Annotated in this window: 23 protein-coding genes; 10 read left to right on the top strand and 13 right to left on the bottom strand. The window is 59.6% G+C overall.

Annotated features, from left to right (window positions below; all coding sequences use genetic code 11):
* Window positions 1–5 precede the first annotated feature (5 nt).
* Complete coding sequence (locus tag ACIOWE_RS01845; protein WP_401386639.1) at window positions 6–914, bottom strand: LysR substrate-binding domain-containing protein; 909 nt, start codon at window positions 912–914, stop codon at window positions 6–8.
* 84 nt (window positions 915–998) lie between these two features.
* Between ACIOWE_RS01845 and ACIOWE_RS01840 the strand changes: the two genes are divergently transcribed.
* Complete coding sequence (locus tag ACIOWE_RS01840; protein WP_401386636.1) at window positions 999–1,922, top strand: carbon-nitrogen hydrolase family protein; 924 nt, start codon at window positions 999–1,001, stop codon at window positions 1,920–1,922.
* 129 nt (window positions 1,923–2,051) lie between these two features.
* Here ACIOWE_RS01840 and ACIOWE_RS01835 read toward each other — a convergent pair whose 3' ends face one another.
* The 4 genes from ACIOWE_RS01835 to ACIOWE_RS01820 all read right to left on the bottom strand — a co-directional run bounded on the left by ACIOWE_RS01835 (window position 2,052) and on the right by ACIOWE_RS01820 (window position 5,845).
* Window positions 2,052–2,597, bottom strand: a complete 546-nt coding sequence (locus tag ACIOWE_RS01835; protein WP_401386633.1) for a GNAT family N-acetyltransferase — start codon at window positions 2,595–2,597, stop codon at window positions 2,052–2,054.
* 53 nt (window positions 2,598–2,650) lie between these two features.
* A complete protein-coding gene (locus ACIOWE_RS01830) occupies window positions 2,651–3,124 on the bottom strand; it encodes an LEA type 2 family protein (protein WP_201238259.1) in 474 nt (157 codons plus the stop codon).
* 65 nt (window positions 3,125–3,189) lie between these two features.
* Window positions 3,190–4,656: a nucleobase:cation symporter-2 family protein gene (locus ACIOWE_RS01825; RefSeq protein WP_201238258.1), complete on the bottom strand. Its 1,467-nt coding sequence runs from the start codon at window positions 4,654–4,656 to the stop codon at window positions 3,190–3,192.
* Between the two features lie 295 nt (window positions 4,657–4,951).
* Complete coding sequence (locus ACIOWE_RS01820; protein ID WP_401386628.1) at window positions 4,952–5,845, bottom strand: LysR family transcriptional regulator; 894 nt, start codon at window positions 5,843–5,845, stop codon at window positions 4,952–4,954.
* 99 nt (window positions 5,846–5,944) lie between these two features.
* Here ACIOWE_RS01820 and ACIOWE_RS01815 point away from each other — a divergent pair, with 99 nt between their 5' ends.
* From ACIOWE_RS01815 to ACIOWE_RS01795, 5 genes are all read left to right on the top strand, one after another.
* Window positions 5,945–7,036: a polyamine ABC transporter substrate-binding protein gene (locus ACIOWE_RS01815; RefSeq protein ID WP_401386625.1), complete on the top strand. Its 1,092-nt coding sequence runs from the start codon at window positions 5,945–5,947 to the stop codon at window positions 7,034–7,036.
* A 27-nt stretch (window positions 7,037–7,063) separates the two neighbouring features.
* Window positions 7,064–8,023, top strand: a complete 960-nt coding sequence (speB, locus tag ACIOWE_RS01810; RefSeq protein WP_201238255.1) for an agmatinase — start codon at window positions 7,064–7,066, stop codon at window positions 8,021–8,023.
* Between the two features lie 108 nt (window positions 8,024–8,131).
* On the top strand, window positions 8,132–9,250 hold the full coding sequence (gene zapE, locus ACIOWE_RS01805) for a cell division protein ZapE (protein WP_401386622.1): 1,119 nt from the start codon (window positions 8,132–8,134) through the stop codon (window positions 9,248–9,250).
* Between the two features lie 17 nt (window positions 9,251–9,267).
* The gene (locus ACIOWE_RS01800) at window positions 9,268–9,849 is read left to right on the top strand and encodes a DinB family protein (RefSeq protein WP_401386619.1); all 582 of its coding nucleotides are present in this window, start codon (window positions 9,268–9,270) and stop codon (window positions 9,847–9,849) included.
* Window positions 9,850–10,073: 224 nt separating this feature from the next.
* Window positions 10,074–10,565 (top strand): GNAT family N-acetyltransferase, encoded by a 492-nt coding sequence (locus tag ACIOWE_RS01795; RefSeq protein WP_401386616.1) that lies wholly within the window; start codon window positions 10,074–10,076, stop codon window positions 10,563–10,565.
* Window positions 10,566–10,657: 92 nt separating this feature from the next.
* On the opposite strand, the gene ACIOWE_RS01790 is transcribed toward ACIOWE_RS01795, so the two are convergent.
* From ACIOWE_RS01790 to ACIOWE_RS01775, 4 genes are all read right to left on the bottom strand, one after another.
* Window positions 10,658–10,867 carry a hypothetical protein gene (locus ACIOWE_RS01790; protein WP_201238251.1) on the bottom strand — a complete coding sequence of 70 codons (210 nt, stop codon included), beginning with the start codon at window positions 10,865–10,867 and terminating at the stop codon, window positions 10,658–10,660.
* A 180-nt stretch (window positions 10,868–11,047) separates the two neighbouring features.
* Window positions 11,048–13,294, bottom strand: coding sequence for a TonB-dependent siderophore receptor (locus tag ACIOWE_RS01785; RefSeq protein WP_401386613.1), 2,247 nt, complete (start codon window positions 13,292–13,294; stop codon window positions 11,048–11,050).
* A 147-nt stretch (window positions 13,295–13,441) separates the two neighbouring features.
* Window positions 13,442–15,190, bottom strand: coding sequence for a phosphoethanolamine transferase CptA (locus tag ACIOWE_RS01780; RefSeq protein WP_401386611.1), 1,749 nt, complete (start codon window positions 15,188–15,190; stop codon window positions 13,442–13,444).
* A gap of 213 nt (window positions 15,191–15,403) precedes the next feature.
* The gene (locus tag ACIOWE_RS01775) at window positions 15,404–15,586 is read right to left on the bottom strand and encodes a DUF6026 family protein (RefSeq protein ID WP_103302099.1); all 183 of its coding nucleotides are present in this window, start codon (window positions 15,584–15,586) and stop codon (window positions 15,404–15,406) included.
* Between the two features lie 274 nt (window positions 15,587–15,860).
* Here ACIOWE_RS01775 and gnd point away from each other — a divergent pair, with 274 nt between their 5' ends.
* Genes gnd through ACIOWE_RS01760 form a run of 3 tightly spaced genes read left to right on the top strand, consistent with a single transcriptional unit; the run spans window position 15,861 to window position 19,179 of the window.
* On the top strand, window positions 15,861–16,841 hold the full coding sequence (gnd, locus tag ACIOWE_RS01770) for a phosphogluconate dehydrogenase (NAD(+)-dependent, decarboxylating) (protein ID WP_201238248.1): 981 nt from the start codon (window positions 15,861–15,863) through the stop codon (window positions 16,839–16,841).
* Entirely contained in the window at window positions 16,838–18,361 is a 1,524-nt protein-coding gene (zwf, locus tag ACIOWE_RS01765; RefSeq protein WP_401386607.1) for a glucose-6-phosphate dehydrogenase, read from the top strand. Before gnd ends, zwf begins: the two co-directional genes overlap by 4 nt.
* Window positions 18,358–19,179: an HAD family hydrolase gene (locus ACIOWE_RS01760; RefSeq protein WP_401386604.1), complete on the top strand. Its 822-nt coding sequence runs from the start codon at window positions 18,358–18,360 to the stop codon at window positions 19,177–19,179. The genes zwf and ACIOWE_RS01760 overlap by 4 nt, the downstream gene beginning before the upstream one ends.
* A gap of 124 nt (window positions 19,180–19,303) precedes the next feature.
* Here the strand turns inward: ACIOWE_RS01760 and nhaB are convergent, their stop codons facing one another.
* From nhaB to ACIOWE_RS01745, 3 genes are all read right to left on the bottom strand, one after another.
* Window positions 19,304–20,806, bottom strand: a complete 1,503-nt coding sequence (nhaB, locus tag ACIOWE_RS01755; RefSeq protein WP_401386601.1) for a sodium/proton antiporter NhaB — start codon at window positions 20,804–20,806, stop codon at window positions 19,304–19,306.
* A gap of 113 nt (window positions 20,807–20,919) precedes the next feature.
* A complete protein-coding gene (locus tag ACIOWE_RS01750) occupies window positions 20,920–22,209 on the bottom strand; it encodes a hypothetical protein (RefSeq protein WP_401386599.1) in 1,290 nt (429 codons plus the stop codon).
* Window positions 22,210–22,491: 282 nt separating this feature from the next.
* Entirely contained in the window at window positions 22,492–22,758 is a 267-nt protein-coding gene (locus ACIOWE_RS01745; protein WP_401386596.1) for a hypothetical protein, read from the bottom strand.
* Between the two features lie 355 nt (window positions 22,759–23,113).
* Between ACIOWE_RS01745 and ACIOWE_RS01740 the strand changes: the two genes are divergently transcribed.
* Window positions 23,114–24,439 (top strand): sigma-54 dependent transcriptional regulator, encoded by a 1,326-nt coding sequence (locus tag ACIOWE_RS01740; protein ID WP_201238242.1) that lies wholly within the window; start codon window positions 23,114–23,116, stop codon window positions 24,437–24,439.
* 89 nt (window positions 24,440–24,528) lie between these two features.
* On the opposite strand, the gene ACIOWE_RS01735 is transcribed toward ACIOWE_RS01740, so the two are convergent.
* Window positions 24,529–25,836 (bottom strand): hypothetical protein, encoded by a 1,308-nt coding sequence (locus ACIOWE_RS01735; RefSeq protein ID WP_201238241.1) that lies wholly within the window; start codon window positions 25,834–25,836, stop codon window positions 24,529–24,531.
* Window positions 25,837–25,857 lie beyond the last annotated feature (21 nt).

Below are 25,857 nucleotides of genomic sequence, written 5' to 3'. Positions count from 1 at the left end.
CAGTCTCAGGTGAAGCACGCGACAATCGCCTCGCGCACTTTCACCACCACCGGGTCGATCTGCGTGCTGGTGCGCCAGCCCAGTTCGATCGGGTAGCGTGGCAAGGCCAGCGGGCAGGGCAATAACGCAAGGCCACTGAGCGCCGCGATGCTCTCGGCGGCATGCGCCGGAATCGTCGCCACGGCCTGACTGCCCTTGAGCAGATAGGGCAACGCGGCAAAGTGCGTGGTCGATGCGCATACCCGGCGACTCATGCCCACGGCCGCCAGCCCCTCATCGGTAATCCCGATAAAACCGCCCGACGACACCAGAATGTGTTCGCGTTCGACGAACTCGTTCAGACCGATCTGCTGCTGGCCGGGCGCAAGGCTCGCCGGGTCGACCAGACACGCGTAACCCCCTTCACCCAACACCTGACGGCTGAGCAGGCGTTCGGCAAATCCGCCTGCGGTTATCGCCAGGTCGATACTGCGCTCCATCAGGGCGCGGGCGACGATCTGGCTGTGGGTCTGCCGGAAGATCAGCCGCAGTTTCGGCGCGCTACGGGCGATTTCCTCGATCAACCGCCGGCCATAAGCGATTTCGAAGTCGTCCGACAGGCCCACTGTCACCGAGCGCCCGTCGTAATGATTGGCCGTAGGATCGACCATCGCCAGGCTTTGTCGGCATTTGTTCAGGGCTTCGCTGACCACCGGTTTGAGTTGATTGGCCTTGAGCGTCGGCGCGAGTCCGCGTCCGGTGCGCACAAACAGTTGATCGTCATACACCTCACGCAAGCGCCGCAATGCCGCGCTGACGGCCGATTGCGTCACGCCCAGGCGCAACGCTGCGCGGCTCGCGCTGGACTCCTCATGCAGGGCTTCGAAAACTTTCAGCAGGTTGAGGTCGACGTTGGCGATATTCATTTGGCTCATATCATTCAGCAGTGATCGGGGCTTTATTCATGATCCCGTGGCGCCGGAGAATCAGCAACACTTGAATCCGATGGAGTGACCACGATGCCAAAGTCAATTGTTGCTGCGCTGCAGATCGGCTCTTTGCCCGGTGGCAAGGGCGAAACCCTGGAGCAGATTCTGGGCTGGGAGGCGGCGATCATCGAGTCCGGTGCGGCACTGGTGGTCATGCCGGAAGCGTTGCTCGGCGGTTATCCGAAAGGCGAGGGCTTCGGCACGCAACTGGGTTATCGATTGCCGGAAGGTCGCGAGGCGTATGCGCGTTATTTCGCCAATGCGATTGACGTGCCGGGGGCGGAAACCTACGCCCTGGCCGGTCTGTCGGCGCGCACCGGCGCCAATCTGGTGATCGGCGTGATCGAGCGCGCCGGCAGCACCTTGTATTGCACGGTGCTGTATTTCGATCCGCAGACCGGGCTGGCAGCCAGGCACCGCAAACTGATGCCGACGGGCACCGAACGGCTGATCTGGGGCAAGGGCGATGGTTCGACCTTGCCGGTGCTCGACACCCAGGTCGGCAAACTCGGCGCGGTAGTGTGCTGGGAAAACATGATGCCGCTGTTGCGCACGGCGATGTACGCCAAGGGTATCGAAGTCTGGTGCGCGCCGACCGTGGATGAGCGCGAAATGTGGCAGGTGAGCATGCGCCATATCGCCCATGAGGGCCGTTGCTTTGTGGTCAGTGCCTGTCAGGTGCAGGCGTCGCCGAAGCAACTGGGCGTGGAGATTGCCAACTGGCCGGCGGACCGTGCGTTAATTGCCGGCGGCAGCGTGATCGTCGGCCCGATGGGCGATGTACTCGCCGGGCCGTTGCGCGGTGAGGCGGGGCTGCTGACAGCCGAAATCGACACGGATGAGTTAGTGCGCGCGCGATATGACTACGACGTGGTCGGCCATTATGCCCGGCCCGATATCTTCGAACTGAACGTCGACGAACGCGCCAAACCGGGCGTGCGCTTCAACAGATAAGGTCCGGCTTGACACATAACCTGTGGGAGCTGGCTTGCCAGCGATGGCGGCGGGTCAAACAACAGTGATGTTGGCAGATAAGTCCCCATCGCTGGCAAGCCAGCTCCCACAGGGTTCAGAGTTCAGGGATCACTGCTGTTGCAGCCATTCCTCGCGGGTGATTTCCCAGAGATCCCGAGCAAAGCGCCCTCCGACAAAATTGTCTTTATCGCTGCGAATCAGGCGCATGCCGGCGCGTTCGGAGAGACGGCGCGAGCCAATGTTCGGTGCCGCTTTCGGCACGCGCATCACCGGGCGAGCAAGGATTCCAAACCAGTAGTCCGTCACCGCCACGCAGGCTTCGCTCATCAACCCCTTGCCTTGCCATGCCGGCGCTAGCCAGAGTCCACGGTTGTTGTCCTCTTGATCCATCAGGCTGATATTGCCGATCAATTGCTCCGGCGCGGTCTTCAGCCTAATCGACCAATGCCATTCCTTGCCAGCGGCCATTGCCGGTAACGCAATATCGCGCAGGTAGGTAAGGGCGCCATCCTCCGGGTACGGCCACGGCACGGCGGCGTTCAGGTAGCGCACCACTTGCCAGTGGGCAAACTGTTGTTGCACGGCTTGGGCATCTGCCAGCTCCAGCGGGCGCAGGATCAGCCGTTCGGTGTACAACGTCGGTGTGTCTTCCATAAACCTGCGGCCTCCATGTATGCCTGTGTTGAACGACGCAGGCTAGCGCATCTTTACCAGGTCGCGGCGCTGGTTTTAGGCAGGCTGAGCTTGCCACTGTCGGTGAAACGCATGGTGCCGAACAGCCCGCCGGCGAGTTTGCCGCGCAGCACGTAAGGCAGGTTGTCGAGGGTTTGCGTCTGGCTCAGACCGAGGGTCTGGCGGAGCACCGAGAACGCGGAAACGCTGACGGGCACGCTGACCACGGTTTCAGAGAAGCGCGCGATCGTGCCGCTCTGGTCACTGACGCCTGAGGCCAGCGGGCGGCCGTTGACTTCCAGGTCCAGCGCAATGCCGTTGTAGTCGATCGCGGTTTCATTGGGGTTTTGCACGCGCAGCTTGATCGCGAAACGCACTTCCAGATCCTGGCTGGTCAGCGGCTCGATGCCGACCACGTTGATGTTGACCGGATCACGATTGGGAAACAGCGCGCAGGCACTGAGCGACAACAGCAGTAGCGACAGGATGACGGCGTGCAAACGGCGCATAAAAATCTCTCAATAAAAAAGGGCTGAACCGTTGCCGGCTCAGCCCTTTTTCGCGAGCAAAGCTTTTAGCGGTTCAACTGTGCGACAGCCGCAGCCGAGGCGGGTTCACCTTTGGCCGGGACGTCCGGGTTTTCCATGACCTGAAGAATAGAAGCTTCCGGATCGAAGTCGTCTTCTTCCAGCTCGATGAATTCCTCCGGCAGGAAGATGTTCAGCACGATAGCGCACAAGGCACCCACAGTAATCGGCGACTCAAAGATGTTGCGCAAGGCCTGCGGCAGTTCGCGCAGCACTTCCGGAACAGCGGCGATGCCCAGGCCCATCCCCAGGGAAATCGCCACGATGAGCATGTTGCGTCGATGCAGGCCAGCCTCGGCGAGAATCTTGATCCCGGCCACGGCGACGGTGCCGAACATCACCAGTTCCGCGCCGCCGAGTACCGGTTTTGGCATCAGTTGCAGGACCGCGCCAATCATCGGGAACAGCCCCAACACCACCAGCAAGCCTGCGATGAAGAACGCCACGTAACGGCTGGCCACGCCGGTGAGCTGAATCACGCCGTTGTTCTGCGCGAAGGTCACCATCGGCATGCTGTTGAACACGGCGGCCATGGCCGAGTTGAGGCCATCGGCGAGCAGGCCGGACTTGATCCGGCGGATGTACAGCGGGCCTTTCACCGGTTGCCGGGAGATCATCGAGTTGGCGGTCAGGTCACCGGCAGCTTCCAGCGGCGACACGAGGAAAATCACCGCCACCGGTACAAACGCCACCCAGTCGAAATTGAAACCGTACTTGAACGGCACCGGCACGCTGACCAGCGGTACCTCAGGCATCGTCGAAAAATCCACGGTGCCCATCAGCCACGCCACCACGTAGCCGAGGGTCAGGCCGATAACGATGGCGCCCAGACGCAGGAACGGTACGTCGACGCGGTTCAGCACAACGATGGTGCCGATCACCAGCGCCGCCAGAAAGATGTGGCTGGCGGCGCCCAGGTCAGGCGCGCCGAAACCGCCGGCAATGTCGGTCATTGCCACCTTGATCAGCGACAGGCCCATCAGGGTGATGATCGTGCCCGTGACCACCGGGGTGATCAGCATGCGCAGCTTGCCGATGAACTGGCTCAGTACCACCTCGATGAACGCTGCGAAGAAGCACACGCCAAAGATCGTCGAGAGGATTTCATCGGTACCGCCGCCGCGCGCCTTGACCATGAAGCCGGCGCTGAGAATCACGCTGATAAAGGAAAAACTGGTGCCTTGCAGGCACAGCAGCCCCGAACCGACCGGGCCGAAGCGCTTGGCTTGAACGAATGTACCGAGGCCGGAGACGAACAGCGCCATGCTGATCAGATAGGGGATCTCGCTTTGCAGCCCGAGGGCGCCGCCCATGATCAGGGTCGGGGTGATGATGCCGACGAAACTGGCGAGCACGTGCTGCAGCGCGGCAAACACGGTCGCGGTGAGGTGCGGGCGGTCGTTGAGGCCGTAGATCAGATCGTTGTTGCGCGGGGCTTTTTCAGAGACGGTCATGGTGTTTTGCGCGCCGTGAGGCGAGGCCGGGTCAAAAAATGGAGGCGCAGAATGCCGGAAGAGGGCGGCGAGGGCAACGCATTAAAACTGCCTGAAAGGTCAGGTTTTATTGGGCCAAGCGGGTTTGAACATACTCATCAGACAAACAGAGAAGTCTTTGGTGAGGGGATTTATCTGTGGTGAGGGGATTTATCCCCGATGGACTGCGCAGCAGGCCCATTCTTTCAGGGCAAAGAGTTGGGGGCGCTCCGCACCCCATCGGGGATAAATCCCCTCGCCACAGGGTTCTCTATGTTCAGGTGAATGCGGCCAATAAGTCTTCTTCAAACGCCTTCTGCGCATCCCCCGGCACCAGCGCCCGGTGCCGGGCCAGATGAAACGCCACCTCAAAACTCAATTCACCCTCACGCACCGGCCGCAACAAGCCTTTGGTCTGCCAGCCACGCGCATAGTGGTCCGGCAGATAACCGACATGCTTGCCCGACAGGATAAACGCCAGCGTCCCCTCAACCTGCTCCGAGCGCGCCGAACACAGCTTGCCCTGAAACGGCTCATCCGAGCGCAAAAACCGATACGGGTGATCGACCCGGTCACAAGCCTCTATCGCCGCATCGCTGGGCGCCTCATCCGTGAACAACGGATGCCCCGGCGCGCAATACAAATGCTGGGTTTCACTGAACAACTGACGGTAGTCGAAGGCACTTTGTACCTGCGAGAAGTAACCTATCGCCAGATCGAGCCGCTGTTGCAGCAACAAGCGCTCCATCTCGCCGGGCATCGCGCTGATCAGCTCGATGCGCACCGACTCGTCACGCTCACGAAAACGCCGGATCGCTTCGGCGACCCGTTGCAGCACTGACTGATCGACGGCTTCGGAAATGCCCAACCGCACTTCACCGATCAAGCGCCCGGCGACGCCGTTGGATTGGTGGCGGAAGGTTTCAATCGATTCAAACAGGCTGCGAACCGCGATCAGCAACTGCTCGCCCTTGGGCGTGACGCTGAAGCCGCCCTTGCCACGGCTGCACAGCCGATAGCCGAGACGGGTTTCCAGCTTGGCCATTTGCTGGCTGATGCTCGACTGGCTAAGCCCCAGCTCACCTTGCGCGGCACTGAAACCACCGCACTCGACCACCCGCACGAACAGGCGCAGCAACTGCAGATCGACATCGTGAAGCTGTCCGAGCATTACATTACTCCGCGATAAAGTCAGGTTAACAAACTTGGAATTTTGCCAATGTATCCGAGCGCGCATCCTGTCACCACTTCCTCCGGTCAGGTGTTCGTCATGGCTCCCATGTTCAAGCTGTGTTTCCCCGCGCTGTTGTTGTCCGTGGTCATCAATGCCCAGGCCGAAGACAAAACCCTCAATCTGTACAGTTGGGCGGATTACGTGCCGCCGCAGACCCTGCAGCGTTTCGAGCAGGAAACCGGGATCCACGTGCGCTACGACACGTTCGATACCTCCGAAGTGCTGGAAACCAAATTGCTCACCGGCGGCAGCGGTTACGACGTCGTGGTGCCGTCGTCCAGCGTGCTGGCCCGTGGACTGGCAGCCGGGGCGCTGAAAGAAATTCCCCACGACGGGCTCAAGGGCTACGCCAATCTCGATGCCGATCTGCTGGAAAAACTCGCCGCCGTCGATCCGGGCAATCGCTACGGCGTTCCATACACCTGGGGCACGCTCGGGCTGGGGATGAACGTCGAGGCGGTCAAGCAACGCCTGCCGAACGTGCCGCTGAACAGCCTCGACCTGCTGTTCAAGCCTGAATACGCCAGCAAGCTCAAGGACTGTGGCATCGCAATTCTCGATTCGCCGCAAGAAGTGATTGGCCTGGCGTTGCATTACCTCGGTAAAGATCCCTACAGCACTGACAAGCAGGATCTGGCCGCCGCCGAAGCGTTGTTGCAGAAGCTTCAGCCCTCGGTGCTTTACGTCGCCACTGGCCGGCAGATCAACGATCTGGCCAGCGGCAACGTGTGCCTGGCCCTGACTTACAACGGTGATGCGAGCATGGCCGCCGATCAGGCGCGCAAGGCCAACAAACCGTACGAAGTCGCTTACCGCATTCCCAAGGAAGGCACGCTGATCTGGCAGGACAATCTGGCGATCCCCAAGGACGCGCCGCACCCCGAAGCGGCGCGGGCGTTTATCGAGTTCATGTTGCGTCCCGACTCGGTGGCCGAACTGACCAACACGCTATTTTTCGCCACCGCCAACCAGGCTGCGACGCCGCTGGTGGATGAAGCGGTGCGCAACGACCCTGACATCTATCCGCCGAGCGCAGTGCGCGAACTTCTGTATGCCGACCGCAGCATGAGCCTCAAGGACATGCGCCAGCGCACGCGTCTGTGGACCACGTTCCGTAGCCATCAATAACTCATCGAGAACAACAAGGAGCACACCGTGGATCAGCCCATGCTCAATGACCAGGCTTTGACCCGTGACAGCCTGTACGGCACTGCCGCCGAAAGCACCTACGCCGGCATCACCAGTTTCATGCGTCGCCGCTATAGCCGTGACCTGCGCGGTGTCGACGTGGCGGTCAGCGGCGTACCGTTCGACACCGCCACCAGCAACCGTCCGGGCGCCCGTTTCGGGCCACGCGGGATTCGCGCGGCGTCCAGCGGGATTGCCTGGGAACGCCACTGGCCATGGGCTTTTGACCCGTTCGATCATCTGGCAGTGATCGATTACGGCGACTGTGATTTCGATTACGGCTCTCCACACAGCATCCCGGAAAGCATCGAGGCCCACGCCGAGCACATTCTCAATGCCGGCAGCGCCATGCTGACTTTCGGTGGCGACCACTTCATCAGTTATCCGCTGCTCAAGGCTCACGCCCGCAAACACGGCACGCTGTCGCTGATCCACTTCGATGCGCACAGCGACACCTGGCCAGATGAGGAGGGCAAGCGCGTCGATCACGGCACCATGTTCTGGCACGCGGCACGCGAGGGTCTGGTCGATCCGGCGCGCTCGGTACAGATCGGTTTGCGCACCACCAATGACGATCATCAGGGCTTTCAAGTCCTCGACGCCCGGCAGGTGCATCGCAGTGGCTGCGAGGCGATTGTCGAAGCGATTCGCGCCCGCGTCGGCGATAACCCGGTGTACCTGACATTCGACATCGATTGCCTCGATCCGGCGTTCGCTCCCGGCACCGGCACCCCGGTGTGCGGCGGGTTGAGTACGGTGCAGGCGCTGGAAATTCTCGGCGGTTTGCGCGGGATCAATCTGGTCGGCATGGACGTGGTGGAAGTGGCACCGGCATACGATCACGCCGAAGTCACTTCGTTAGCTGCCGCCACACTGGCAATGGAAATGCTTTGTCTCTATGCCGCCCGGCACAAAGTCGACCTCTAGAACCCCGCAACCTCCCTGTAGGAGCTGCCGCAGCCTGCGGCAGCTCCTACACGGGCGACGCGAGGCGGGGGATATGTTGGCCCGGGAGCATCGTGCATACTGCCGCGCATGACTTTCGACTCTCCGCTAAGCGCCTGGCAGCACGCCATCGAACACAAGGGTTTCATCCAGGATGAAGCTCAGGAACATGCCGTCTGGGCACTGCAAAAATGCCACGAAGCCTTGCACGCCGGTGCCCGCTCGGTCACTGGCGTTTATCTGTGGGGACCGGTGGGGCGCGGCAAGACCTGGCTGATGGATCAGTTTTATCAGAGCCTGCGGGTGTCGGCCCGGCGTCAGCATTTCCATCATTTCATGGGCTGGGTGCATCAGCGCTCGTTTCAGTTGACCGGGATCGCCGACCCACTGCGCGCACTGGCCAAAGAGCTGGCCGCCGAAGTGCGGGTGTTGTGCTTCGACGAACTGTTCGTCAACGACATCGGCGATGCGATCATTCTCGGGCGGCTGTTTCAGGTGATGTTCGACGAAGGTGTGGTGATCGTTTGCACGTCCAATCTGCCACCGGATGATCTGTATGCCGATGGCTTCAATCGCGACCGGTTTGTTCCGGCGATTGCTGCGATCAAGGCGCATATGCAAGTGGTCGCGGTGAACGGCGCCGAGGATCATCGTCTGCATCCGGGCACCATCGAGCAACGCTACTTTATCGCCGCGCCGCAGGGCGCCAGTGCATTGGCAGAGGTTTTTCGAGTGCTCACCTCAGGGCAATCGAGCAGCGCGCAACCAGTGCCGGTCGGGCATCGTGTGCTTAACGTGGTACAGGCCAGTGAAAGCGTTATCTGGTGTCGCTACGCCGACCTCTGCGAGCAACCGTTCGCCGCCATGGACTTCATCGCGCTGTGTGATCGCTATCGGGCTATTCTGTTGAGCGAAGTGCCGAACCTCAGTGCGCAAAAACGCGAAGGCCGCATCGCGCGCGGCACCGAAGACGGCTCCGCACAAGTGGTGGCGGGTGATCGTGAGTTACCGCAGTTGTCGGTCCATGACGATGGTGTGCGCCGTTTCATCGCACTGGTCGACGAGTGCTACGACCGCAAGGTGCCGCTGTACATCGAGGCGCAGGTGGCCATGGATGCGCTGTATACCGAGGGTTATCTGGAATTCCCGTTCCGCCGCACCCTCAGCCGTTTGCAGGAGATGCAGTTGCAGCGTTTTGCCGAAGCGTGATTGAAGAGGGCGTCCGCATGACCCAGCCGTTGTCCCATCATCTGTTGACCATGGCGTATCAGAACGCCTGGGCCAATCACCGCTTGGCCAAGGCGTGGACGCAACTCGACGAGCGCGATCTGGCGGCGCCGCGAGTGAATTTTTTTCCGAGTATCCGCCTGACCCTCAACCACATTCTCACCTGCGACTGGTTCTACGTGGATGCGCTGGAACGGGAGTTGCGCGGTGCCGAGCCGCATCCTGACTGCTATGTGTTTTTCAACGCCGACGAACCGTTTACCGAGGGCGCAAGTTTGCGCGAAGAGCAAGCCCATGTCGATCGACGCCTGATTGCTTATTGCGAGCAACTGCGCGATGCCGAGCTGGCACGCATCGTCACCATCGCCCGCGATACACCGCAGCATGACAGCCGTTTGCGCATGCTTTCGCACCTGTTCGAGCACCAGGTCCATCATCGTGGCCAGGTTCACGCGATGCTCAGCGATACGCCGGTAAAACCACCGCAACTGGACGAGTTTTTCTGCGCAGGCGAGGCCGCGTTACGCGCCGAAGATTTTGCCGAGCTGGGCTGGACCGAAGAGCTGATCTGGGGCCACTGAGAAATCTCTGACTGAAATCTACCTGTGGCGAGGGAGCTTGCTCCCGCTGGGGCGCGAAGCGGACCTCGCTTTTTATGGAGTAAAGCGGGGCCTGCTGCGCAGTCCAGCGGGAGCAAGCTCCCTCGCCACAGAATTTGCGCAGCCGGGGTGGCTCGCGCTAAGGTCGGGGCAGCCTTTCAGCAAGCACTTTGCGCGCCGGGGCTTTTGTGTGTTTGGGGATGGAAATGGATTCCACAGAAATTCTTGTGCTTCAGGCCAGCTATACCAATCCAGTGCATGCCGAGGCCATCGGTGTCGTGCTCAATCATTATGCAGAAGACCCCATGGGCGGCGGCCATCCGATCGACCCTGAGTTGCTGCGCCGGTTGCCCGAAGAGCTGGCGCGCCGAGCGCATGCCTTCAGCGTGCTGGCGTTTGTCGGTGGTGAGCCGGCGGGGTTGGTGAACTGCTTTGAAGGGTTTTCGACGTTTGCCTGCAAACCGCTGGTCAACATCCACGATGTGGCGGTGATGAGCAAATTTCGCGGTCTGGGCCTGAGCCAGAAAATGCTGCTCAAGGTCGAGGAAATTTGCCGTCAACGTGGTTGCTGCAAGATCACCCTCGAAGTGCTGGAGGGCAACGACGTTGCACAAAATGCCTACGGTAAATTCGGCTTCGCCCCCGGCATGTTCAACCCGGATCATGGACGCATGCTGTTCTGGATCAAAAACCTTTAAGCATAAAAAAAGGCGCCCGAAAAGGGCGCCCAAACTGTCTTCTCCCAGGCCAGAGCGGAGCCATGGGAGGTCCATCGGTTGCTCGGTCAATCTCAGTCGCGGTACGACTCGGTCACCTGCGCCGTCTGATCGGCGGGAACGCGAATTTCTTTCGCGTTGGCGTCGCTCTTTTGCTCGCTCTGGGCGTGGTGAACCGGAAAGTTGTCGTAGTAATAACGCATGCGCTCAGCGCCGCCTTCGGCGAAGACGCTGGCAGAACCCAGGGCAAATACCCCGGCAAGGATTGCGGTAGTGATTTTCATGGTGCCTCCTACTGAACAAGTGGGAGCCGTTCGTCCATGAAGCAGATCTCGGAAGCGAGTCTGTGCGACAGGAATTAACTCGGGGTTAACGCCCGTTCAGTGTAGTTTTTGCAGCATGTTGCGAGGCGTTAACTGACAGGCGCGGTGCGCATCAGGCGCACCGCGTCAGAGGAGAAGGGGTCAGAGCTTCCAGTCGAGACTCAACGTCACCGTGCGCGGATCGCCCCAGAACACACCGTTGTAAAAGCCGACATTCTCGTAATATTTCGTGTCGAACAGGTTGTCGACGTTCAGCGAGGCCGAGAGGTTTTTGTCGATAGCGTAGCGCGACATCAACTTGACCACGGTGTAGCCGCCCTGATTGATCCGCGTGTTCTCGGTAATGAAATCACCAGCCGCATCGCGGCCGATCGGGCGAGCCGAATCGCCATAGATGCTACTTTGCCAATTGACTGCGCCGCCCACGGTCAATGCCTGCCAGTCGCCCGGCAAGCGGTACGCCGTGGACACGCGCAGCATGTTCAACGGCTGGTTTTCATTGGTGCGCTGCTTCTCGCCGTTGACCGAATGGGTGTAGGTGTAGCCAGCGGTCATGTTCCAGCCGTCGCTGATTTCACCGGAGACTTCGGCCTCGAAGCCATTGACCTTGTTGCCCTTGCCGCCGGATTTGTAGAACTCCTCTCCGGTGACGGGATCGGGCGGCACGGAGTTGTCACGCTCGGCGACATTGTCTTGCTTGCTCCAGAACAACGCCGTGGCAACGTTTAGACGCTCTTCCAGCAAACTGCCCTTGAGTCCCAGTTCGTAGTTGCTGCCCACCACCGGCTCGAGGTATTTACGGTTGCTGTCGCGGTTGCCTTGCGGTTTGAAAATATCGGTGTAACTGACGTAAACGGTGTATTCCGGGGTCAAGTCATAGAGCAGGCCGGCGTAGGGCGTCCAGATGTCGTTCTGTTTTTGACTAGTAGCATCGACACGGGTCAATTGCCGGTTGTTGTCATAGTAATAATCGGTGTTTTCGCCTTCCCAGCTGCCATAACGGCTGCCAATCACCGCATGCAATTCGTCGCTGAGGCTCAGGCGGGTCGCGAGGTAACCGGCCTTCTGGCGGGTGTTGCCCCTTGAGCCGGTGAGGTCGCTGACGGTATCGGGAAACTTGGCGATGTTACCCATGTACTTCCAGTCACGAATCTTGCCGTAGTCGTCCGGAACCGGGCCATCGAAGGTCTTGGGCGAGTAGGAGCGGTGTTCGGCTTCGCCATAGCCGAACATCATTTCGTGCTCGCGGCCGAGCAACGAGTAAGGGCCGGAGATATTGAAGTCATAGACGCTCATCTTCTGCGTGCCGATCATGTGCGAGGTGTAGGCTTGCATGCCGCTGCGATCAGCCTCGGGAAAGCCGCCACCGCCATAATAGACCTTGCCGTCTACATCGCTTTGGCGATGGGTGTACGCGGCTTTAAGGCGCCATCCTCCGGCTAATTCCTGATCAAGAGTGGCGAACGCGGTTTTATCCTTGAGCGGCCATGAACTCCACGATGTCGCCATATTCGTCGAGCGGCTGAGCCTGGCCTTGCTGCCGTCGGCATTCCAGTAGGGCAGTGTGCCCCACGCCGTGCCCTGAACCTGTTTGTCCTGATAGTCATAACCCACCGCCAACACCGTGGAATCGGTCAGGTCTGCCTCCAGAATCCCGTAACCGACCTCACGTTGCAGTGCGTAGTGATCGCGGAACGACTGACTGTCGCGGTAGGCCAGCACCGTACGCCCACGCAAGCGACCGTCGAAGGCCAGCGGCCCACCCACATCGACATAGCTGTAGTAATCGTCATAGCTGCCGCCGCTGACGCCGGCTAATGCCTGCCCCTGCGCGGTCGGGCGCTTGCGCACCATGTTGATGGTCGCGGACGGATCGCCCGCGCCTGTGGTCAGGCCGGTGGCGCCGCGGACCACTTCGATGCGGTCGTAAATGATCGTGTCGGCATCGGTCTTCATGCGATCGAAGGTGTTGAGCATCCCGTCGATCTGGAAGTTGTTGATCGAGTAACCGCGCGCCGAATAGCTGACCCGGTCCGAGTCCATGTGCTGCACGACCACGCCGGTGGTCTGGCTCATGGCCTCGGACAATGTACCGAGCTTGAAATCATCCATTTGCTGACGCGTCACCACGGACACCGATTGCGGGGTTTCCTTGATCGACAGGTTCATTCGCGTCGCGGTGCTCATGGCGCCGGTGGTATAGGCGTTGCTATTTTCAGTGGTGGTGCCCAGACCCTGGGCGGTGACGCTGGTCGATGCCAGCTCAAGTGCCGGGGCGGCAGGCTCCGGCGGCTTTTCCGCTGCGGATTCAGCCAGCAGATCGGGGCTCAGGGCTGCACCACAAAGGCCTAGCGTGAGGGTCATGGAACGGGTGATGGGCGCGAACATCGCAGCCGACTCCTTGTCTTCGAGGGAAAAAATCCGTTTGTTCAAAGACGAGGCGAGAGCCTGAGATTTAGTATCAAACGCGAAACATTATTATTTGACGATGTTGCGGGCATGAAAAAAGGGGCCGTTTTCGGCCCCTTCTCAGTGTTACTTTTGCGCGACGCCTGCGGGTGCGGGGTCAGGCTTTCTCGGCTTCATCAGGCTGAAGTCGATCAGCGCACGCTGTTCGGTCTGGTACGGATCACCGATCAGCAATGGCCGTTGTTTGAAGCTGTCGCTGACCACGCTCTTGCTGCGGTCCAGCTCGTCGAAACTCAAACCGGCCATGTCTGCCCAGGTGTGAATCAGGTGCGAGCTGCTGTACGGGCGGTCAAGATCACCGGCGAAGTTCCAGTCATGGTTGGCCTTCCATTTCGGCGACGCCCAGGCCATGAACGGAATGGTGTACATCGGTGCCGTCGGTTTGTTCTCGTTACGGCCCAGTGTGCTGTGGCCGACCGAGTCGAACACATCTTCACCGTGGTCCGAAAGGTACAGCAGGAAGCCGTTAGGATCGGACTTGGCGTAATCCTTGATCAGGCTCGACACCACAAAGTCGTTGTACAGCACGGCGTTGTCATAGCTGTTGTAGGTTGGCACCTGATCATCACGTACGCCGGCCGGGACGCCATTTCGATCCTGGAACTTGTCGAAGGTCGGCGGGTAACGGTACTGATAGCTCATGTGCGTGCCGAGCAGATGGACAACGATCAATTTGCGCGGTGCAGCATCAGTCAGGGCTTTGTTGAACGGCTCGATCACATCGCCGTCGTACTGGGCGGCGTTCTGGTTGCGGTTGTTGTTCAGGTAAACCTGCTCGTCAGCCTGCTCGGAAAACGTCGTGAGCATGGTGTTGCGCTTGGTCATGGTCTGCTGATTGGTGATCCAGAAGGTCTTGTAGCCTGCCTGTTTCATCATGCTGACCAGCGACGGCGTCGACAGGTACAGATCCGGGTGTTCTTCGTCGGCAAAAGTCAGGACCTGCTGCAACGCCTCGATGGTGTACGGGCGAGGGGTGACGACGTTGTCGAACACCGCGAGCTGATCCTTGAGCTTGTCCAGTTCCGGCGTGGTGTTGCGTTGATAACCGTAAAGGCTCATGCGCTGACGGTTGGTCGACTCGCCGATCACCAGCACCAGCGTCGAAGGCTCATTGGCCGACGCATTCTTGAGGTTATGCAGCGGTGGAATCTTGCTCGCGCTGTGCAGCATGCCCTGCATGTCGGCCAGCGTATCGAGATAACGGTGGTAAGCCACCGCCATTTGCCATGGCACCGCCGGTTCGATGCGGGTCTCGAACTTCTCGAAGCCTTGAGCGAAGTTGCCCATGCGCAGGGTCTGCTTGACCAGTGGATAGCCGACCACGGCAATCACGATGGCTGCGGCGGCGACCATGGCGCGGCCACGCGGCATGTACACCGGGCGCAGGCGCGTCCACAGGAAGTAGGCGAATGCGGTATGCGCAAGGAACGCCGGCACCATCCACCAGGCGAAGTACTGGGTCATGTACTCGCCGGCTTCGGACACGTTCGACTCGAACATGATGAAGATGACGCTCTGGGAGAATTCCTGCTGATAAATGAAGAAGTAACCCAGGCTGGCCATCGAGCAGGCCCACAGCACGACGCCGATCACGGCGGCCAGCAGTTTGGTGCGCTTGGGGAATAGCAGCATCGGTGCCAGCCAGAGTGCGCTCATGAAGAACGCCTGGCGGAACCCGCTGAAACCGGAGGTGCCGGTAATCTGAATCAGCAGTTGGGTAATGCCGGAAAAGTACCAGAAGAACACAAAAAGCCAGAGTAGGCCGGCCCAGTCGAAACCTGCCGCAGTCGTTTTGCTGCGTTTGAACAATGCCATTTGGCGCTCCAGCTGTCTCGTTACAACCACCGCCGGAACATCCATGGAGCCGACGAACAAAGGCCGCACGCGCAGGTACGGCCAGAATGGAGGCGGAGTATTACGAAGCGAATGTGAAAGTTTTGTTAATCACCGCTCTTGTCAGTGCGCAAGCGGTCACAAGTACAGCGTGTCGGGAACCGCGAGTGCTGTTCCCGAATCAGGCGGGGGAGATCAGGCGTGCGGGTGGCGCTGAACAACCGGCAGCGGCTTGGGCTGAGCACCCAGTGTCATCGCGCGCAGTTGCGCCAATTCCTGTTTCAGTTGGTCGCGCTCGTCTTTCAACTGGCGCAATTCATCGCGACGGATTGTCACGTACAGGGTTTGTGGCGGCATTGCTGTGTGTACTGTGCCCATTGCTCACCTCGCAAATGGCGTGTCTCAACTGTAAATCGCCCCCGATTGCGGGTGGCTGACTTACTATCGGCGCCAATTTTGGTTTCTTTTGGCTGTGAATGGAACTTTTTTATTTTTCATGGTCGGTGTGTCTTCGGCACGATTCGAGGCGTTATCTGTCTGGATCGGGCACAATGCCCGGAAACTTCACCTCGACGCTCTGGACTAACCTCCATTAGTCGCGTTGGGCTATAACCTTTGACACACATTTATTTGTAGTAAGGAGCATCAGCACATGCAACTCGGGATTATTGGACTGGGCCGCATGGGCGGTAATATTGCGCGGCGCCTGATGCTCAACGGTCACACCACCGTTGTTTACGACCGCAATACCGCTTTCATCGACAACCTGGTCGCCGAGGGATCTACCGGCGTTGCCGACTTGCCGGCACTGGTTGCTGGCCTGGCCAAGCCGCGTGCCGTATGGGTCATGCTGCCGGCCGGCGCGCCGACCGAAGACACCATCAACACCCTGAGCACCTTGCTGGAAGCCGGAGACACCATCATCGACGGCGGCAACACCAACTATAAGGATGACATCCGCCGGGCCAAGACTCTGGCCGAGAAAGGCCTGCACTACATCGACGTCGGCACCTCCGGCGGCGTCTGGGGCCTGGAGCGCGGCTACTGCATGATGATCGGCGGCGATGCCGAGACCGTCAGCCGTCTTGACCCGTTGTTCGCCGCCCTGGCGCCAGGCATGGGTGACATCCCGCGCACCAAGGATCGCAAGTCCGATGACCACCGCGCCGAGCACGGCTACATCCACGCCGGTCCTGCCGGTGCCGGGCACTTCGTCAAGATGATCCACAACGGCATCGAGTACGGCATGATGGCGGCCTTCGCTGAAGGCTTCGACATTCTCAAGACCAAGTCCAGCGAGCGCTTGCCGGAAGATCAGCGTTTCGACCTGAACGTGGCCGACATTGCTGAAGTCTGGCGTCGTGGCAGCGTGGTGTCGTCGTGGTTGCTCGACCTGACGGCTGACGCGCTGGCCAGCGATCCGAAGCTCGACGGTTTCTCCGGTTCTGTCGCCGACAGTGGCGAAGGCCAATGGACCATCGAAGCGGCCATGGAACAAGCGGTGCCGGTGCCGGTGCTGTCCAATTCGCTGTTCTCGCGCTACCGCTCGCGCGGTCAGGGCACGTTCGGTGACAAGATTCTTTCGGCCCAGCGCTTCGGCTTCGGCGGCCATGTGGAGACACCGAAGAAATGACCCATACGATCCGCAGGAAATCCAAGGCAGAACCCGCACCACCGACCACGCTGTTTCTGTTCGGTGCCCACGGCGACCTGGTCAAGCGCTTGCTGATGCCGGCGCTGTACAACCTCAGTCGCGACGGCTTGCTTGACGAGAACCTGCGGATCGTTGGCGTTGACCACAACGCCATTACCGATGAAGCCTTCGCGCAAAAGCTCGAAGACTTCATCCGTACCGAAGTGGCGGCGAAGGTCGGCAAGGGCGATCAGATGCTTGATCCAGCCTTGTGGGCCAAGCTTGCCAAAGGTATCAGCTACGTCCAGGGCGACTTTCTGGACGACAGCACGTATTCAGCGCTGGCGGCGAAAATCGCCGACAGCGGCACTGGCAATGCGGTGTTCTACCTGGCCACCGCGCCACGTTTCTTCAGTGAGGTGGTGCGCCGACTCGGTAGCGCCGGTTTGCTTGAAGAAACCCCCGAAGCGTTCAGACGGGTGGTGATCGAGAAGCCGTTCGGCTCCGATCTGCAAACCGCTGAAGCATTGAACGCCTGCCTGCTTAAGGTGATGTCGGAAAAGCAGATCTATCGGATCGACCACTACCTGGGCAAGGAGACCGTGCAGAACATTCTGGTCAGCCGGTTTTCCAACAGCCTGTTCGAGGCGTTCTGGAACAATCATTACATCGACCACGTACAGATCACCGCCGCCGAAACCGTCGGTGTCGAAACCCGTGGCAGTTTTTACGAACACACCGGTGCACTGCGCGACATGGTGCCCAATCACCTGTTCCAGTTGCTGGCCATGGTTGCCATGGAACCTCCGGCGGCGTTCGGCGCCGATGCGGTACGCGGCGAGAAAGCCAAGGTGGTCGGCGCGATCCGTCCGTGGACGGTGGAAGAGGCGCGGGCCAACTCGGTACGCGGCCAGTACAGCGCCGGTGAAGTCGGTGGCAAGACATTGGCCGGTTATCGCCAGGAAGCCAACGTCGCGCCGGACAGCAGCACGGAAACCTATGTCGCGCTGAAGGTGATGATCGACAACTGGCGTTGGGTCGGCGTGCCGTTTTACCTGCGCACCGGCAAGCGTATGAGTGTGCGCGACACCGAGATCGTCATCTGCTTCAAACCGGCGCCTTATGCGCAGTTCCGCGACACCGAAGTCGACGAGTTACAGCCGACCTACCTGCGCATCCAGATTCAGCCCAACGAGGGCATGTGGTTCGACCTACTGGCCAAGCGCCCGGGGCCGGCGCTGAACATGGCCAACATCGAGCTTGGGTTTGCCTACAAAGACTTCTTCGAAATGCAGCCCTCGACCGGCTACGAAACGCTGATCTATGACTGCCTGACGGGCGATCAGACGCTGTTCCAGCGCGCCGACAACATCGAGAACGGCTGGCGTGCAGTGCAACCGTTCCTGGATGCCTGGCAGCAGGACGCGAGTGTCCAGGGTTACGCCGCTGGAGAAGATGGCCCGCAGGCCACCGAAGATCTGCTGACTCGCGATGGCCGCGTCTGGCATGGCCTCGGATGAGTGACGTGCCGAAACAACCGATCCGTTTTCTGCTCAGCGACATGGACGGCACGCTGTTGCTGCCCGATCACACACTGAGCCAGCGCACCCTCGATGCGGTGCGTTCGCTGCGTGAAGCGGGCGTGCTGTTCAGCCTCGCCACCGGGCGCCCGCCGAAAGCCATGTTGCAGCAGATCGAGGCCTTGGGCGTCGATCTGCCGACGGCGGCGTTCAATGGCGGCACGATCGTCAACCCGGACGGTAGTTTGCTCGTCGCCCATTACCTGCCGGCGACCACCGCGCTGATTGCACTGGCGACGTTTGCCGATCAACCGGATGTCGAAATCTGGGTGTTCAGTGGCGGCGACTGGCTGGTCAAGGATCCACATGGGCCGATGGTGCCACGCGAGCAGCACGGCCTCGGTTATCCGCCAGTGGTGGTCGAGAGCTTCGAACCGTATCTCGAACGCATCGACAAGATCGTTGCGACCAGCAACAACACTGAGTTGCTGATTGAGCTGGAGGCGCGTTTGCTGCCCAAGGTCAATGGCATGGCGCAGGTCTCGCGCTCGCAACCGGTATATCTGGACGTCACGGCGCTGGAAGCCAACAAAGGCACCGCACTGGCGACCATTGCCGCGCACCTTGGTATCCCGCTGGAGCAGACGGCGGCGATTGGTGATGGTGGTAATGACCCGGCGATGTTCAATTGCGCGGGGTTGTCGATTGCCATGGGGCAGGCGGAGGAGGCGGTGAAGCGTCAGGCTGACGTGGTGACCGCGCCGAACACGGAAGACGGCGTAGCGCAGGCGATCGACAAGTACATCCTGCCGCGCTGAATTCACCCCAAAACAAATGTGGGAGCGAGCCTGCTCGCGAAAGCGGTGTGTCATTCAACTAATCTGTTGTCTGACACACCCTCTTCGCGAGCAGGCTCGCTCCCACAGGTTTATTCAGTGCTGGTTACAGCCAGTAACTCACGGCGTACCAGCCCAGCAGGCCCATCACCACGGTGTACGGCAACGCCATCCACACCATCCGCCCGTACGACAGGCGCACCAACGGTGCAATCGCCGACGTCAGCAGGAACAGAAACGCTGCCTGGCCATTCGGTGTGGCCACGCTTGGCAGGTTGGTGCCGGTGTTGATTGCAATCGCCAGCGTCTCGAAATGCTCGCGGCTCATGTGCCCGGCAAGGAATGCCTGTTTCACTTCGGTGATGTAAATCGTCGCAACGAAAACGTTATCGCTGATCGCCGAGAGCAGGCCGTTGGCAATGAACAACATGCCCGGTTGCTGATCGATCGGCAGCGCCAGCACCCACTCGATCAGCGGGACAAACAGCTGTTGATCGTGAATCACCGCGACCACGGCAAAGAACACCACCAGCAGCGCGGTAAACGGCATGGCGTCCTTGAACGCACTGCCGAGACGGTGCTCATCGGTGATCCCGGTAAATGCGGTGATCAGCACAATCACCATCAAGCCGATCAGGCCGACTTCGGCCAGATGGAACGCCAGACAGCCAATCAGGATCAGCGCCGCAGCGCCTTGCACCAGCAGCGCTGCGCGTTGGCGCGGGGTGCGTTCGGCATTGTCTTCGGCAGCGTAATTGGCCAGCACCGCACGAACATTATCCGGCAGCAGCGTGCCGTAGCCGAACCAGCGCAGTTTCTCCAGCAGTACGCAGGTGACCAGGCCTGCCGCCAGCACTGGCAGCGACACCGGCGCGACCTTTTGGAAAAACTCACCGAAGTGCCAGCCCATTTCGTGGCCGATCAACAGGTTCTGTGGCTCGCCTACCAGCGTGCAGACGCCGCCGAGCGCCGTGCCGACTGCACCGTGCATCAACAGGCTGCGCAGGAACGCGCGAAACTGATTCAGATCATCGTGATGAAGTGTCGGCAGGTGTTGGTCGTCACTGAAGCCGCTGTCCTGGCGCGGATCGTTGCCCGACGCCACCCGATGGTAGACCGAGTAAAAACCGACCGCCGCGCTGATGATCACCGCAGTGACTGTCAATGCATCCAGAAACGCCGAGAGAAAAGCCGATAGAAAGCAGAACATCAGCGACAGTACCGCTTTGGAGCGCACCCCCAATAACAGTCGCGAGAACAGAAACAACAGCAGATCCTTCATGAAGTAAATGCCGGCCACCATGAACATCAGCAGCAGGATCACCGGGAAGTTGTGCACCAGTTCATCGTAGAGCGCCTGCGGCGTGGTCATCTTCAGCAGCAGGGCTTCGATCAACAGCAAACCGCCGGGCATCAACGGATAGCACTTGAGCGCCATGGCCAGGGTGAAGATGAACTCGATCACCAGCAACCAGCCAGCCGCGACCGGACCCACCGTGAACAGCACGACAGCATTAAGGATCAGAAATCCGACGATGGTCGCCTTGTACCAGCGTGGCGAGTGCCCGAGAAAATTTTGCGCGAACGCCTGGGCCATTGAACCGGACATCGATTGCTCCTTGTTTTTAAGAAGGGCGCAAGTTGCCGGATGTGTCAAATAAATTCAAGTTGTAACCACGCGAACACGGCTCCGTGTAGGAGCTGCCGGTCTGGAAGTGGGGTTTATAGATTGAGATACCGCGCGACCATCGCCCGGTAGTTGCCATCCAGCGAATAGCCCCCCACTAGAATGGCGTCGTCCGTTTGCACGGCCAGTGAATTTGCCGTGTCGAGGCTGCGCCCCAGGCGAGTACGCAACCAGCCGCGGCCCTCACCGAAACTTTGGTCAAGGCGCCCGTCTGCGCAATAGCGGGCGACAATGAAATCCGCCTCGACGCCGCCAATGGTGGCGCCCACCGCGATGATCCGTCCGTCCGCCATGCACTGGGCGGCGCTCCATTGACAGCCGCTGGGGCCAATTTCCAACAGTTGCGGCTGGCCGTCATTGCGGCGCAAATCCGCCCGGCCATTGTGATGCAGGGTGAACGCCAGGCAACGGATCGGGTCGTGGCTGCTGCCGAAACAGTGCAGGGCGTCTGCGGATTCGAGGATCTGACTGACCTGAGCGCTTTTGCCGTGGGCCTTGAACGCCATAAAACCGTCCACCGCGAAGCGTTCATCCAGACAGCCATTGGGCAGATAACGCGCCAACAGGCCTTCCTGGGGAAAATCGATCGAGCCGCCCACGACAATTCGGCCGTCCTTCTGCAGCATCAGCCTGCTGAGCCAGGTATTGAGCAGCAGTTGGCGGATCATCACGAAACCGCGACCGTTGAAGGTGTCATCCAGGCTGCCGTCAGGCTTGAGACGAATCAGCATGCCGGCGTGGTCGGCAAGCTCAAAGTGGTGGTTGGCGATCAGCAGAATGTGCCCGTCGTCCTGTACGGCGAAATCGCAGGCTTCGGCGCCCGGTACGCCAGGCGGCAGCCAGCTGTCGCGGGTACCCATGGACAAATCTCCCGGCAGACGGATCACCTGGCGGCCATTCTCGCCGAAGGTTTGATCAGGTTTGCCTTGCGCATCAAACAGGGCAAGAGCGGGCAGGGTGCGATGAGTGTTTTCATAATGCAGGCCCGCCAACAGGATTCGTCCATCGGGCAGCGCCTGTACTTTGCCGGCCATGGCTTCGAAGCCCGGGGCAAATGTATCGATCACGCTGCCTTGCTCACCAAAGCACAGATCGGCAGAGCCATCCGTCAGCAGACGCGCCAAGCCGAAGCGGCTGCCCGCAGCGACACCGACCTTGGCGGCAACCAGAATCCGCCCCTGCGCGTCGAGCGCGACATCCTGAGTCAGGCTGGACAGACTGCCGGCGAAATACACCTGAGCCACTCCGGTGGCAGCAAATGATTTGTCGAGTTGACCGGCATTATTCAAAAACGTCGGCAGCGCAAAGGCGTTCAGGGTGGACATGCACGCATCTCCTTGCGAGTTGACCGTGACCGGGAAACCGGTGGTAACTGCATGAGCGAAACATTCAAAACCTGAACAACAAGAAGTACAACTGTAAGAACTAACAGGTGGGAGGTCACACTGTGCCAGAACAGTGTCTTTTCGAACCAATAGCAAGCCTGCCAAGCAGTTAAGCGGATCTGCGCTGCGAAAAGTTGCACAAATGTAACGGGGGGCTAATCAGAAACAGTAACTAACAAGCGGCGGGCGGATGACGTTAATGTCATCCGCAGCGTACGGCCGTCAGTGCGACATCGACCAGGATTGCAGCGCGTAACCTTCTTCGCTCAGTTCTGCGCGGGCCTGTTGCAACAGTTGCTCCAGTTGCGCCGGATCGGAGTAGGCGCTGCGTGGAATCTGTTTGCGGCCGATGTGCAAGTTGGTGCGATCGAGGACGGTCAGGTTCAGTTCGCCATTACCGTCTTGTGGGGCCCAGGCCACGCATTGGAAAGGTTTGAACGCGCGGTTGGCAATCAAAAGAGCTTCGTTGATACGGAGCGGGGCGGTCATGGGGTCTTCTCTCTTTAGTGCCCAATCAAGTGATGTGCCGTCGGTTGGGCTTACCGTTCGGCTGGTTACTTGTACTGATGCACGCAACCCGGGAGCAGGTCACACTCGAAACAAAGAAATTTCAACTTTCTTTCATCGGCTCGGTTTTTCGAGAGTTTTTGAAAGCTTGTTGAAAGGTCTTTGCCAGTGATTAAGTCGATAGCTAACTAACCAAGCAGATACATATAACGAATTTACTTGTACACCTATAAGCAATCGATACAAGGCGCTGTCAAAATCTTGCTAATGTTACAGTCGGGTCTGCCAAATGACTGTTTTTACAATCATTTCTAATATTTGGCGCCAAGGAACAGTCATGAGCGAAGCGCCTGCGTTAAGACGTTTATTGGTAGTCGACCCTTGCGACGACTGTCACCGCTTATTGCCCGGTTTGCGCGCAATAGGATGGGATGTCGACAGTTGTACTCTGGAAAACGCCGCCGACCGCAGTTGTGATGTCGGCTTGCTGCGTTTGCAGCCTTTTCACCTCGAACGCCCCGAAGCCGTCAAGGAACTGATCAGCCGCAGCGGTACCGAATGGATCGCTGTGCTCAATCAGGAAGTCCTGCGTTTGCAGAACGTCGGTGACTTCGTCTGCGAATGGTTTTTCGATTTCCATACCTTGCCGTTCGACGTATCGCGGGTGCAGGTTACCCTCGGCCGTGCGTTCGGCATGGCGCGCTTGCGCGGGCAGGGCACGATTCACGTCGATCAGCCCGAGCATGAACTGCTGGGTGACAGCAGACCGATCCGCGAATTGCGCAAGCTGCTGAGCAAACTGGCGCCGACCGAATCGCCCGTGTTGATTCGCGGTGAAAGCGGCACCGGTAAAGAACTGGTGGCGCGTACGCTGCATCGTCAGTCCCAGCGCCACAGCAAGCCGTTTGTGGCGATCAACTGCGGGGCGATTCCCGAGCACTTGATCCAGTCCGAGCTGTTTGGTCACGAAAAGGGCGCGTTTACCGGCGCTCATCAGCGTAAGGTCGGGCGTATTGAAGCGGCCAACGGTGGCACGTTGTTTCTCGATGAAATCGGTGATCTGCCGCTGGAGTTGCAAGCCAACCTGCTGCGCTTCCTACAGGAAAAACACATCGAGCGCGTGGGCGGCAGTCAGCCTATCCCCGTTGACGTGCGGGTATTGGCGGCGACCCACGTCGATCTTGAGGCCGCCATCGAGAAAAAACGTTTTCGTGAAGACCTGTACTACCGGCTCAATGTGCTGCAAGTCGTGACTGCGCCGTTGCGTGAACGGCACGGCGATCTGTCGATGCTGGCCAACCACTTTTCGCATTTCTACAGCCATGAAACCGGGCGTCGTCCGCGCAGTTTCAGTGAGGATGCGCTGATTGCGATGGGTAAACATGATTGGCCCGGGAATGTGCGCGAACTGGCCAACCGTGTGCGTCGCGGTCTGGTTCTGGCAGAAGGTCGGCAGATTGAGGCGCGTGATCTGGGCTTGATCAGTCAGCAGTCGATCGCCACGCCGATGGGGACGCTGGAGGACTACAAGACCCGCGCTGAACGTCAGGCGTTGTGCGATGTGTTGAACCGGCACAGTGACAATCTTAGCGTTGCGGCCAAAGTGCTCGGGGTTTCGCGGCCGACGTTTTATCGGCTGCTGCATAAACATCAAATACGGTAAAAAACATAGATCAAAAGATCGCAGTCTGCGCCAGCTCCTACATTTGAAACCTGTAGGAGTTGGCGCAGGCTGCGATCTTTGTTTTTGCTTTAGAAGTAGTACGGGAATTTCAGGCTGAAGGAAAAGTCCGGGGCATCATCCGTAAGGCCGATGGACAGGTTGGGTACGATGGTCAGGTTGTCGGTGGCCGCAATGGTCATACCGACGTTGAAGTAACCGGCGTTGGCGTCGCTGGACACCACCGATTGCCAATCCCCGCCATCCTGTTTCAGCTTGCTCTTGCGCTGTACCAGGTCAGACATCGAGAACGACATACTCATCTTCTCGTTCAGTGCAAACGCGATACCGGCACCGATCTGGAAGCTGTCGCCAATTTGTACCTTGCCCGGGGTTTTCTGGTTGACGGTCGAGCTGATGTCGTCGAACGACTCTTCCAGGTTGTGGGTGTAGGACAGACTGCCGAACAACACCGCCGGGTCGAACGTCTTGACCAGCGAGATGCCGGGTGTGACCGACCAGACGCCGTTGCCGGTCGGCAGGGTGTCAGGCACGAACAGGTTGGAGTTGGCATCGGTCTGGCGCAATTTGATGCCGAACGGGTCCTTGCCGGTTGGCGCCTTGACCCGCAAGGTGACCACGGCGTCCGGTGTGTTAGCCGATTCGTCGAGGAACTTGTAGGCGATGCCGAAGTTGACGTCGCCGATGGTTGGGTCGCGGGTCACGTCCTGCTCGGTGGTGACGTTGGACGCACCGCCGTTGCCGCCGCCGGACTGATAGGTCGAATCACGGTAGACCACCGGCACGTTCAGGTCGAACTGCCAGCGATTGTCGAAGTTGTATCGACCAGTGAGATCAAGCGTCCAGGTATCCGCCTTGATCCGGTCAAGGTTGATATTGCCGAGGAAGATCGAGTCCAGCGCCAGAAAGCCGTTGAGAATCAACTGGCGAGTGTCATAACGCGAATAGGTGATGCCGGTTTCAAAGCTGAATTTGCCCCCGCCGAAGAAGCCGCTGGCCTCGTCATACAGGTTGGATACGCTCTGCGCCGGTTGCGAATCGTCGGCCAGTGACTGGCCATAAGATGCTCCACTGCCTCCCGCTGCGCCCCCCGACGCTGCTGCGGCCCCGGTACCGGTAGCCACTTTTGGATTGCCTTTGAGGTCGGCTGGCGACTTGGCCAGACGTTTGGGTTGCGGTGCGGCGGGTTGATCTTCGACCTGGCGGACTCGCTGTTCGAGTACCGCCAGGGCTTTTTGTTGTACTTCGTATCGTTGCTTCAGCTCCAGAAGTTCCTGTTTCAGGGTTTCCACATCAGCGTCGGGTGCTGCTTGCAGCATCGCGGCCGGTAGAAGCGTACTAAGACATACAGCGGCACGCAGTGATACTGATCGATACATGAATAAGCCGTCCCTTTAAGC

Origin of the sequence: Pseudomonas sp. NPDC087598 (genome assembly GCF_044743525.1) — a bacterium.
Lineage (GTDB): Bacteria > Pseudomonadota > Gammaproteobacteria > Pseudomonadales > Pseudomonadaceae > Aquipseudomonas.
Note: the sequence above shows the minus strand (reverse complement) of the source record. Positions and strands in the feature narration are given on the sequence as shown.

What these genes read in the sequence shown, in the direction of transcription:
- ACIOWE_RS01815 (WP_401386625.1), top strand. Translation starts at nt 5,945, where the DNA reads ATGGCTCCCATGTTCAAGCTGTGTTTCCCCGCGCTGTTGTTGTCCGTG.
- ACIOWE_RS01835 (WP_401386633.1), bottom strand. Translation starts at nt 2,597, where the DNA reads ATGGAAGACACACCGACGTTGTACACCGAACGGCTGATCCTGCGCCCG.
- ACIOWE_RS01750 (WP_401386599.1), bottom strand. Translation starts at nt 22,209, where the DNA reads ATGTCCACCCTGAACGCCTTTGCGCTGCCGACGTTTTTGAATAATGCC.
- nhaB (WP_401386601.1), bottom strand. Translation starts at nt 20,806, where the DNA reads ATGTCCGGTTCAATGGCCCAGGCGTTCGCGCAAAATTTTCTCGGGCAC.
- ACIOWE_RS01820 (WP_401386628.1), bottom strand. Translation starts at nt 5,845, where the DNA reads ATGCTCGGACAGCTTCACGATGTCGATCTGCAGTTGCTGCGCCTGTTC.
- ACIOWE_RS01740 (WP_201238242.1), top strand. Translation starts at nt 23,114, where the DNA reads ATGAGCGAAGCGCCTGCGTTAAGACGTTTATTGGTAGTCGACCCTTGC.
- ACIOWE_RS01745 (WP_401386596.1), bottom strand. Translation starts at nt 22,758, where the DNA reads ATGACCGCCCCGCTCCGTATCAACGAAGCTCTTTTGATTGCCAACCGC.
- ACIOWE_RS01785 (WP_401386613.1), bottom strand. Translation starts at nt 13,294, where the DNA reads ATGTTCGCGCCCATCACCCGTTCCATGACCCTCACGCTAGGCCTTTGT.
- ACIOWE_RS01800 (WP_401386619.1), top strand. Translation starts at nt 9,268, where the DNA reads ATGACCCAGCCGTTGTCCCATCATCTGTTGACCATGGCGTATCAGAAC.
- gnd (WP_201238248.1), top strand. Translation starts at nt 15,861, where the DNA reads ATGCAACTCGGGATTATTGGACTGGGCCGCATGGGCGGTAATATTGCG.
- ACIOWE_RS01830 (WP_201238259.1), bottom strand. Translation starts at nt 3,124, where the DNA reads ATGCGCCGTTTGCACGCCGTCATCCTGTCGCTACTGCTGTTGTCGCTC.
- ACIOWE_RS01825 (WP_201238258.1), bottom strand. Translation starts at nt 4,656, where the DNA reads ATGACCGTCTCTGAAAAAGCCCCGCGCAACAACGATCTGATCTACGGC.
- zwf (WP_401386607.1), top strand. Translation starts at nt 16,838, where the DNA reads ATGACCCATACGATCCGCAGGAAATCCAAGGCAGAACCCGCACCACCG.
- ACIOWE_RS01795 (WP_401386616.1), top strand. Translation starts at nt 10,074, where the DNA reads ATGGATTCCACAGAAATTCTTGTGCTTCAGGCCAGCTATACCAATCCA.
- ACIOWE_RS01760 (WP_401386604.1), top strand. Translation starts at nt 18,358, where the DNA reads ATGAGTGACGTGCCGAAACAACCGATCCGTTTTCTGCTCAGCGACATG.
- ACIOWE_RS01775 (WP_103302099.1), bottom strand. Translation starts at nt 15,586, where the DNA reads ATGGGCACAGTACACACAGCAATGCCGCCACAAACCCTGTACGTGACA.
- ACIOWE_RS01735 (WP_201238241.1), bottom strand. Translation starts at nt 25,836, where the DNA reads ATGTATCGATCAGTATCACTGCGTGCCGCTGTATGTCTTAGTACGCTT.
- ACIOWE_RS01845 (WP_401386639.1), bottom strand. Translation starts at nt 914, where the DNA reads ATGAGCCAAATGAATATCGCCAACGTCGACCTCAACCTGCTGAAAGTT.
- ACIOWE_RS01790 (WP_201238251.1), bottom strand. Translation starts at nt 10,867, where the DNA reads ATGAAAATCACTACCGCAATCCTTGCCGGGGTATTTGCCCTGGGTTCT.
- zapE (WP_401386622.1), top strand. Translation starts at nt 8,132, where the DNA reads ATGACTTTCGACTCTCCGCTAAGCGCCTGGCAGCACGCCATCGAACAC.
- ACIOWE_RS01840 (WP_401386636.1), top strand. Translation starts at nt 999, where the DNA reads ATGCCAAAGTCAATTGTTGCTGCGCTGCAGATCGGCTCTTTGCCCGGT.
- ACIOWE_RS01780 (WP_401386611.1), bottom strand. Translation starts at nt 15,190, where the DNA reads ATGGCATTGTTCAAACGCAGCAAAACGACTGCGGCAGGTTTCGACTGG.